At 58.5% G+C, this 8,812-nt stretch carries 7 protein-coding genes; all 7 read left to right on the forward strand.

Going from position 1 to position 8,812, the window contains the following annotated elements; genetic code table 11:
- Positions 1 to 14: 14 nt before the first annotated feature.
- Positions 15 to 2,897, forward strand: coding sequence for a T6SS effector BTH_I2691 family protein (locus tag NS331_RS19270; RefSeq protein WP_058643575.1), 2,883 nt, complete (start codon positions 15 to 17; stop codon positions 2,895 to 2,897).
- A 3-nt stretch (positions 2,898 to 2,900) separates the two neighbouring features.
- Positions 2,901 to 4,010 (forward strand): hypothetical protein, encoded by a 1,110-nt coding sequence (locus NS331_RS25745; RefSeq protein ID WP_082702623.1) that lies wholly within the window; start codon positions 2,901 to 2,903, stop codon positions 4,008 to 4,010.
- Positions 3,992 to 5,425, forward strand: a complete 1,434-nt coding sequence (locus tag NS331_RS19275; RefSeq protein WP_242873823.1) for an MFS transporter — start codon at positions 3,992 to 3,994, stop codon at positions 5,423 to 5,425. The genes NS331_RS25745 and NS331_RS19275 overlap by 19 nt, the downstream gene beginning before the upstream one ends.
- Positions 5,407 to 5,736 (forward strand): hypothetical protein, encoded by a 330-nt coding sequence (locus tag NS331_RS26265; RefSeq protein ID WP_193758156.1) that lies wholly within the window; start codon positions 5,407 to 5,409, stop codon positions 5,734 to 5,736. Before NS331_RS19275 ends, NS331_RS26265 begins: the two co-directional genes overlap by 19 nt.
- Positions 5,737 to 5,746: 10 nt before the next feature.
- Positions 5,747 to 6,868 carry a hypothetical protein gene (locus NS331_RS19280; protein WP_058643576.1) on the forward strand — a complete coding sequence of 374 codons (1,122 nt, stop codon included), beginning with the start codon at positions 5,747 to 5,749 and terminating at the stop codon, positions 6,866 to 6,868.
- 215 nt (positions 6,869 to 7,083) lie between these two features.
- On the forward strand, positions 7,084 to 7,815 hold the full coding sequence (locus NS331_RS19285; protein ID WP_153012936.1) for a hypothetical protein: 732 nt from the start codon (positions 7,084 to 7,086) through the stop codon (positions 7,813 to 7,815).
- A 139-nt stretch (positions 7,816 to 7,954) separates the two neighbouring features.
- A partial coding sequence (gene tssG, locus NS331_RS19290; protein ID WP_058643578.1) for a type VI secretion system baseplate subunit TssG occupies positions 7,955 to 8,812 on the forward strand: 858 nt, incomplete at its 3' end.

Consider the following 8,812-nt stretch of genomic DNA (forward strand, 5'->3'; position numbering starts at 1 on the left):
CGGGATGGCTCCTCATGCCTTGCACCACACCCTGTTCCAACTGCAGCCGTCAGGGCCTAGCGCTGCTTTTTGTTCGTTATGCAGCCGGCTTTTCCGCCACGGCACGAGGGATGGCCGTGTTGCGGGCGCTGCAGCCGACGGGCCGCCTGAAGGCGCAACCGGGCCGCGTGGCCATGAAGACAGTCATACCGGGCGTGAGGATGCTGAGGCCGGGCTTCCTTTACCTCCGAGTCGCACGTGTTGGCCTCACGCCGGAGTGGCAGGGCTACGTTGTGCATCCTCATGGTTACCTCGCGTCGTTCGACCCTCACCTGCCCGAGCACGCGAAGGCGAACCCGGCCTGCGAGGTGCAGACGCGCGGGGCGATCATGAGCCTTGTGTGGATCCAAGACGCCAAGACGGTCACGGATCTGCGCTACATGTTTCACCCCGACCCCGTGAGCTGGCGTCATCTCAAAGAGCACATCGAACCCAACCGCGACAAGTACATGCAGCGCTTCGATGTGGCGGGTTGGGTGAAGGGCGCGACGGCACAGAACGACACCTGCCTTCCACACGAACTATCGTCTCGCGTGCTGGAGTTCGCGGCGCTGGAAGACCTAGATGCTCAGGCGGTCGGCTGCGAGCAGCACTATGGCTTGATGGGCACGCATGGCGCTGAACGCGACTGGGGCGACTACAGCGAGGCGCGTTACGGACGCCACTTCGAGCCTGTACGGCACGAGCTGCGCGATGCCGAAGGGGCGGTCACCGTCACTGATCAGGGTGCTGCGCCCGGCATGGCCATCGGGCCTTACGTCGCGCAGGTGCGCAACGTGCGCTACGAGAATCGCCACGGTCCGCGTCTGAAGAAGATGATGGACTTGCTGGTCGAGGGGAAGGGCGCGGTGATTGCCTGCGAAGACGCATTTGGCATGGCGCAGGAACTCGCGCTTCACCATCTAACAGCCGCATCGGAATACGTCGCCTGGCTGGGCGAGGTGGATCCCGCCGACACAATGAACCCCAAGGTGACCAATGCCTGGAAGCAGGCGGCCAGCGAGTGCATCGGGACCGTCGAGGCCGCGATCTACAAGCGCGCGATGCGTGTCTACGACGATAAGACGGAGAAGCTGCGGGAGACGCGGGACGTGCTGGGTCACCGTCACCCCTATCCGGTCGGTAGCGTCATGCAGCGAGGCCCGGACGGCTCATTGCATGAGGTGCCTGTCAAAGACCTGGAGGCGCGCAACAAGGAAGCGCTGGACAGCCAGATCAGTGCGCGCGAGTCAGATCGGCGCTTCATCAGCGATGCCGAGTCAGCGCGCGCGTTGCGCGACACCCAGGCGCACTACGACGTGGCCGCGCTGCGCCGCTTCGATGGCGAGCACTTGGCTCAGGTCAAGGCGCGCGACAAGCGAATGAACGCCATTACCGAAGACTTGATTGCCTGGCTGAACGCGCCTTCGTTTCTGGAGTCGGCGCTGGGGCGGTATGACCGCACGCCCCAGGGCATTTCCACGGGTGACAGCGCGCGCTGCATAGGCCAGCTGTGCGCCATTCTTGAGCCGATGGACAGCAGTCCGCGAGGCCGGCAGTGGTACGCACAACTTCAGATTTTCGACGTCCACCCTCGCAACCTTTTATGGCGGATCGCGACACTGAACAACGAGCAGATCAGCGACGAATTGCTTCGGGTAATGGATCGGATTCACAACACCGTGCCACCCGCCATTGTGATGGAAGGTGTGCAGGGCGCCGAAGAGAATGCGCGACGGCAACAGGCGTGGGCGGCAATGGGTGCCGCGCTTGCCCAGATTCCTAAAACCCTGGAAGGGAGCCAGACCATCATTGATGAAGTCGACAAGGTACTCGACGGCAATACATCGTTGTTGCAGAAATTCAAGTCACTCCAGAAAATTGCAGAAACTGCCCGCAAGAACGTCCACACGATATGGTGCGTCGCGTTGGTGGATGCAGTCAAGAAGGCGCCAGTGTCTCAATTCGAGCGTTGGCTGGCACGCGGACAAGTCCTCACGCTGGCGCACGGACTGGGCGAAAAAGCAATTAATTACGTGAGAGAGGAAGAGCGGCAAATTGCGGAAGAAATGCGTGCGGCAGGAACCAGCCCTGCATACAGCAATAAGCGCAATCCCGAACCGGGAAGCAGAGCCTGGAACAGGAAGTATGAATATCAACAAGAAAAGTTGCAGGCTCGAACCGAAAAAATTGTCACGCAACTGGGTGATTCAAGCATCCAAGGCATGCGTATCCCCTCCGCACTAGCCATCTTCCAAATGTTTAGCCTGCTCCCTGTCCTTGGGCGAACAGCGAGCCGTCAGGACGATCCGAGGGCAGGAAGTCAGGCCGCTGGAGAAATTGCGACAGCCACGGGAATGCTAAAAAATTGGCGCACTGACTTCTATGAAAAGAACATTCTTGAGGAGATCAAAGCAAAGGGGTTACCTCACAAATGGTCGGCAGAATTGGGAAAAGCGTCAAGTTTACGGCTAACCGCAATGAAAATTGGTGCCGCGCACTGGGTGGCGGCCGGTACTGTGGTGGGAGTGACTTGGGACATCCTGGATGGAGCAAAGGCGCATAGAGAAGAAAAGCTCTTACTTCAGTACGCCTATTACGGGCGTGCAATCACTAGCGCTGGGTCGGTCGTTTCTGGACTCGCCGTTGCATATAAATTCAAGAATGCTCGCCTCATATTTTTGTGCATGCGCATAAATATCTACTTGACAATTGCCTCATTATTCGTGAGTTACGTAATAGATGAAATTAAAGAGAAGGAGTGGATTGGCTGGCTTGAAGCTGGACCATTTAGAAAAAGCAGCAGTAAGGTGGAGCCTCATCGAACTGAGGAATTGATGTTGAGGAGTCTCGGTAATGCAATTGCCGACCTAGAGTAAAAAATGTTCAGTACTGAATTGAGCTATCTTGAAGAAAGACGCAGTCAGGGTTGCAAGCAAGCACTAGATTATTTTGCGGATATTAACGACAACACTAGCCTGCATGGAATAGTCGAGGAGTGCGATAAAAAAAATGTCAACATAAATCGCAAGGGAAAATATGAAAAAATAAAAAGTCCTGAACCCTCACTGTTTCTTAGCAGAGTATTGCTTGATTTTAACGAAAATTTTATAGAAATGAGCAATCAAGGCGATGAGAAAAGATCCCTTGGATTTATGCTTTTTCTAATAATCGCAGCGCCTTTATTTTTTGTTGGTTTGGCAACAATAAGTGACTTGATAAATTATGAGGCGTTTTCTGCAAACTGGAAAATTGCAGCAATAGCGGGTGGCGGAATTACACTGTGCGCTGCTGGGTTATTTTTATTTTTCTGGAAGCATTTGTTTTCCGCAGTTTTTTTTACTGCTCTGCGTCCTCGTTATAGATTTAATAGAATTAGTAGAAAAGTATATGTGCTACGCCCAAAGAAATTTGGTGGCAACAATGTCCTCGACTGGGAGCGGGCCAGAGCTCATGTAAATTGGGCACCGCCAAAGTCATGGACTCCTGAGCAGTTGGCCGGCAGTCAAGAGGCCCGACATGCGCGTCATATGTCAGCTGCTATTGAAGGCAACTTACTTATCTATTGGCCCCCTTTTGATCTTGCCGATCCCGCACGCCGGGGCGAGGACCTCATCTGGGTTGGCCCGGATGGCAGCGGCGAGCCGCTGTGGAAGTACATCCGAAAATTCATGGAAGAAGGGATGGACGCAGTACCACCGCCAACGGACTACAACTGGTTAAGAAAAGGATTCAGTACGCCATCGCAACATATGCGCGAAACGGTAATGCATGGGTCGCTGCTTAGTGACCAAATGACGGGCCAGGAGCTATCAGGCGCCACGGCTGTGAACTTTGGCCTCAACGTCCTGTGGGCGCCGCTTCACTCGCTGGCAGAAAGGCTGTGCTATTGGCCGACGTTTCCCGCAGAATGGAACAGCGACTGCGGCCAGCGGCGGCGCGAAATTGGCATTGGACCTGAGGAGCCACTGAAGTGGACGCCGCGGCACTGAATTTATCGCTGACTATTACCAGCATCCAGTTCGCCTGTGACAAGCTTGGCGAAGATCTGCCTAAGATTTTCGACTCCGGCCTGACGCGGTTGGCGCGCCTTCAAGCGGCGGGTGAGCTGGCCAAGGTGGTCTACGACAGCCCGCAGGCGGCCCTGTGGGCGGCGGTGGTGGCCCGCTTCAAGGCTCTTCCAGCCACGGTGGGCGAAAGGTTGATTGCCACGGCGCGGTTGCTGCTACTGGGCAGCAAGGCTATAGGCCGTCGCGAGGCAAGTGCAGGCCGACGCGCTGGCCGAGATTTGAGTGAGAGAGCGACTATGTTTGCCTGCGAATCTGGATTTCTCGTTTATCGAAAGAAGCATGGGCAGCGAGAAGCTATTGAGTTGATTGAGGACATCAACGAATACACAACGCTTCTAACCCCCAAATATCACTCGTGCAAAAGACAAGCTGAGGCTGCGGAGCATCGGCCGGGATTGAACTGGCTACGGACACTGTTTGACCGCAATGAGCACTTCATTGAATTGTCAAACATGGGCGAAGAGGATAGGTCGTTGGACGTGCTGTTGGCCGTACTACTTCTAGGAATGCTTGGATTCGCCATCTTCTTCTGGACGTTCATGACAATGGACGAGCCAATTTTCAGCAAGTGGTGGACTCTCTCCATGCTATTTGGAGGAGGCATGACGACAGGAGTCCTCTGGCTCAACTACATGCTCTGGCCTCTGCAGTACGCACCCAACTTTTTCACCTCATTACGCGCCCGTTACCGCTTCAATCGAACGACCCGCAAGGTATACGTTTTGCGCCCCGCCCGCTATGGTGGCAATGTGATCCTCGATTGGGACCGGGTTCAGGCCCATGTGAACTGGTGTGCCCCCCGCGGCATGACCCACGACGACCTGCGCGACCCACAGGCACGGCGCTTTCGGCAGGAAAACGCCGGCGGCGAATTCCGCATCCAGGGGCTGCTTTTGTACTGGCCGCCCTTCGACAAGGACGACCCCGAGCGCAAGGGCGAAGACGTTCTCTGGGTAGGCCCAAAGATGGCCGGCGAAAACCTTTGGCAGTACATCCGCGCCTTCATGGAAGAAGGCATGGATGCCGTGCCAGAGCCCAACGAGTACGAATGGCTGCGCAAGGGTTTTCACACGCCCAGCCAGCACATGGAAGAGACGGTGATGGGGCCGTCGCGGATACTGGACCGCATCGGCGGCCGCGCGGCGCCGAGCAGCACTTCGATGGGGACGAACGTTAATTTCCTCATGAACGTGTTGTGGGCGCCATTGCATTGCCTGAGCGAGCGGCTGTGTAAGTGGCCGACGTTCCCGGAGGAATGGAACAGCGATTGTGGACAGCGCCGGCGTGAAGACGGCATTGGCCCGGAGGAGCCGCTGCGGTGGACGCCAAGGCCCTGAATCCCTTGCTGACGCTGACCAACCTTCTGTCTGCTAGCAACAAGATCGGCAGAGTCCTGCCCACGGTGCTCGGTTTGGGCTTTAGGCGTGTGGAACGCCTTCGGGCGGCGTGTGAGATGGCCAAAGCGGTTTACGACAGCCCGCATGCGGTGCTGGAGTGCGGCCGTCGTGGCCCGTATCAAGGCCCTGCCAGCCACTCGAGAGGAAAGCCTGATAGCAAAGGCGCAGTTGCTGCTATTGGGTGGGTTGGCAGCAATGCAGTGGCCTTCACGAAGCAACTGCAGGCTGACGCACTAGCCGAAATCGAGTGAAAGAGCGGTTATGTTTACCTGTGAATCTGGATTTCTCGTTCATCGCAAGAATCATGGGCAGCGAGAAGCTGTTGAGCTGATTGCAGACATCAATGAATACACAACTCTGCTGACGCCTAAAAATATCCCCACCAAAAGGCAAGCTAAGACCGCCGAATTTCAGCCCAGGCTGCTCTGGATGAGAACATTGTTCGATCACAATGAACATTTCATCGAATTGTCGAACATGGGTGAAGAAGATAGATCCTTGGATCTGATGCTGACCGGGTTGTTTCTTGGCCTGATTTTATTCGGCTTTGCGGGAGCGATATTTCTTACGGGAAATATTAGATTTGGCGACTTCGACTACGTGAAATTCGGCTTTGAGAAAATCTTTTACTTTTTGTTTGTGTGGATTTTTCCTCTAGGCGCGTTGTGGTTTAACTTCATGCTCTGGCCGCTGCAATATGCGCCCAACTTTTTTACATCACTTCGCGCCCGTTATCGCTTCAATCGAACGACGCGCAAGGTTTACGTTTTACGCCCCGCCCGCTACGGCGGAAATGTGATCCTCGATTGGGACCGGGTTCAGGCCCACGTGAACTGGTGTGCCCCCCGCGGCATGACCCACGACGACCTGCGCGACCCACAGGCGCGGCGCTTTCGGCAGGAAAACGCCGGCGGCGAATTCCGCATCCAGGGGCTGCTGTTGTACTGGCCGCCCTTCGACAAGGACGACCCCGAGCGCAAGGGCGAAGACGTTCTCTGGGTAGGCCCAAAGATGGCCGGCGAAAACCTTTGGCAGTACATCCGCACCTTCATGGAAGAAGGCATGGATGCCGTGCCAGAGCCCAACGAGTACGAATGGCTGCGCAAGGGCTTTCACACGCCCAGCCAGCACTTGGAAGAGACGGTGATGGGGCCATCGCGGGTGCTGGACCGCATCGGCGGCCGCGCGGCGCCGGGCAGCACTTCGATGGGGACGAACGTGAACTTCCTGATGAACGTGTTGTGGGCGCCCCTGCATTGCCTGAGCGAGCGGCTCTGCACCTGGCCGACGTTCCCGGAGGAATGGAACAGCGATTGTGGTCAGCGCCGGCGTGAAGACGGCATTGGCCCGGAGGAGCCGCTGCGGTGGACGCCCAAGCCCTGAATGGAAATAGGAAGTGGACCAGATGGCGACGGGTGTGCCCGGCGGTCTTGGCTACCGCATGCGTCCCTGGGAGGAAGACAGCTTCGCCTGCGAGGAGGTGGTCAAGCATCTTTGGAACGGCGCTCCTGGCGCTGCTTTGCCTCAACCCGGCTTCTGCACAAGATTGTTCGACCTCGCCTCCACTGCGGTTCGGCAATCCCCAGGAGGAAAACAGAGTGATGACACCCGCTGAGAAAAAGAAGGCCTGGGAGGACTTTCAAGTCCGCCAACGCACCGCTCAGGCCGTCTATGACAACTTCCGCTACACCGACGCGCAGCGCGAACAACTGATCGACTTCATTGGCGCGGCGATGACAGTGATTCGAGGTGACGCACCGTTCGAGAGCTTGGCGCGACTGGTTCCGATCACGGACCGACGGCCAGCGATCGTGAGCGGTCAGGCGTACCGGGGTGGGACCAACTTCATCTTCGACGCCTGCTTTCTGAACCAGTGGACCAGCATCTACATGCTCGCCACGACCGATGCGCAGGGCAATGTCGAGCCTTATCACTTCCAGATCGAATTCAGCCCGCCGATGGACCTCGACCGGCAGCGGCTGGAGCAACTGCTGAAGCTCAAGGTCGCGCGAGGCTGGCTTCACGACGGGGGCAACCTCTATCCGCCCGCTGTGATCATGCACCTGGGCATCGTCTACCAGCCAGCCACCTTCGAGTACGACCTCCTGAATCCGCCCTACGCGCCGTATACGGTGAAGGCCTTGCTCGACTACACCCAGCCGAGAGACCAAGACCCTTACGCGGCAACGCGGATGGTCCGCCTCGAAATCCGGCGTGACTACCTCACACCCGAGCAGTTGCGCGAGCGCGACCAGAAGAGGTTCGGCGACATGCCCACCACGGGCCAGAAAGTAACCCAAGGATGGCTCGCAGCCATCAAGCAGGAATGAGTGATGTGAACCAGATGAAAGGCGGACTCGGTGATCTGTTTCGCGCCTTGATGTTTGTCTTGTTGTCGGGAGCGGTGCTATGCCAGATGCTCGGCCAGTGACGGCGGCGTATGGTCGCCCGGGTGGCGAATCTGGGGAGATGACGCAGGGCAGCCCTCCTGGCGCGGTGCCGGCGACGGCCCTCGAAGTGATGGCGCGGGCGCCCTGGAAATACGGTTTCCTCCCCCTGCTGCGCCGCTTCGGCGCCCAGCATTCCGACCAGCCGCCCATCGGTCAGGCCAGCCGGCCGCAGCAGGAGCCGCTGCGCCTGGGCCAGCGCGCGTCGCTCGCCTTCGCGCCGCGCGAGATCGCGGAGGTGGTGCTTCCGGCATGGCAGGTGCCGCCCGCCCACGCCTATGCCGGCATGCCCGCGCCGCGCCGCGGCAACAACCCCGATCTGCCGGTCGTCCGTGTCTTCGGGCTTGGCCTGCTGGGCCCCAACGGGCCTCTGCCGATCCACTACACCGAGATCGTCCGCGAGCGGTGGGAGAACCAGGGCGACCCGACGCTGGCCGACTTCCTGGACCTGTTCCACCACCGCTACCTCACGCTGATCTACCGCGCCTGGGCGCAGGGCCAGGCGGCGGCGGGCCTGGACCGGGCGCAGGACGAGCGCTTCAGCCGCTACATCGCCTGGCTGACGGGCCACGATCTGGAGGAGATCCGCCGCAATCGCTTGCCGTCGCACGCGCGCCTGGCCGCGGCGCCGCACCTCAGCAGCGCGGCCAGACATCCCGCGGGGCTGGCCGGCACGCTGGCGCATTTCTTCAAGGTGCGGGTCGAGCTGCAGGAGTTCGTCATGCATTGGATCGAGATCGAGCCGACCGACCACACGCGGCTGGGCCATGCGACCGAAGCCGGCGTGTTGGCGCGTGGTGCCATCGCCGGCGAGCTGGTCCCCGATCGCCAGAACAAGTTCCGCCTCGTGATCGGGCCGCTGACGCTGGCCGACTACCTG

Source organism: Pseudacidovorax intermedius, from assembly GCF_001476815.1.
In the GTDB taxonomy this organism is placed as follows: Bacteria; Pseudomonadota; Gammaproteobacteria; order Burkholderiales; family Burkholderiaceae_C; genus Xenophilus; species Xenophilus intermedius_A.

What these genes read in the sequence shown, in the direction of transcription:
- NS331_RS19280 (WP_058643576.1), top strand. Translation starts at nt 5,747, where the DNA reads ATGTTTACCTGTGAATCTGGATTTCTCGTTCATCGCAAGAATCATGGG.
- NS331_RS19270 (WP_058643575.1), top strand. Translation starts at nt 15, where the DNA reads ATGCCTTGCACCACACCCTGTTCCAACTGCAGCCGTCAGGGCCTAGCG.
- NS331_RS25745 (WP_082702623.1), top strand. Translation starts at nt 2,901, where the DNA reads ATGTTCAGTACTGAATTGAGCTATCTTGAAGAAAGACGCAGTCAGGGT.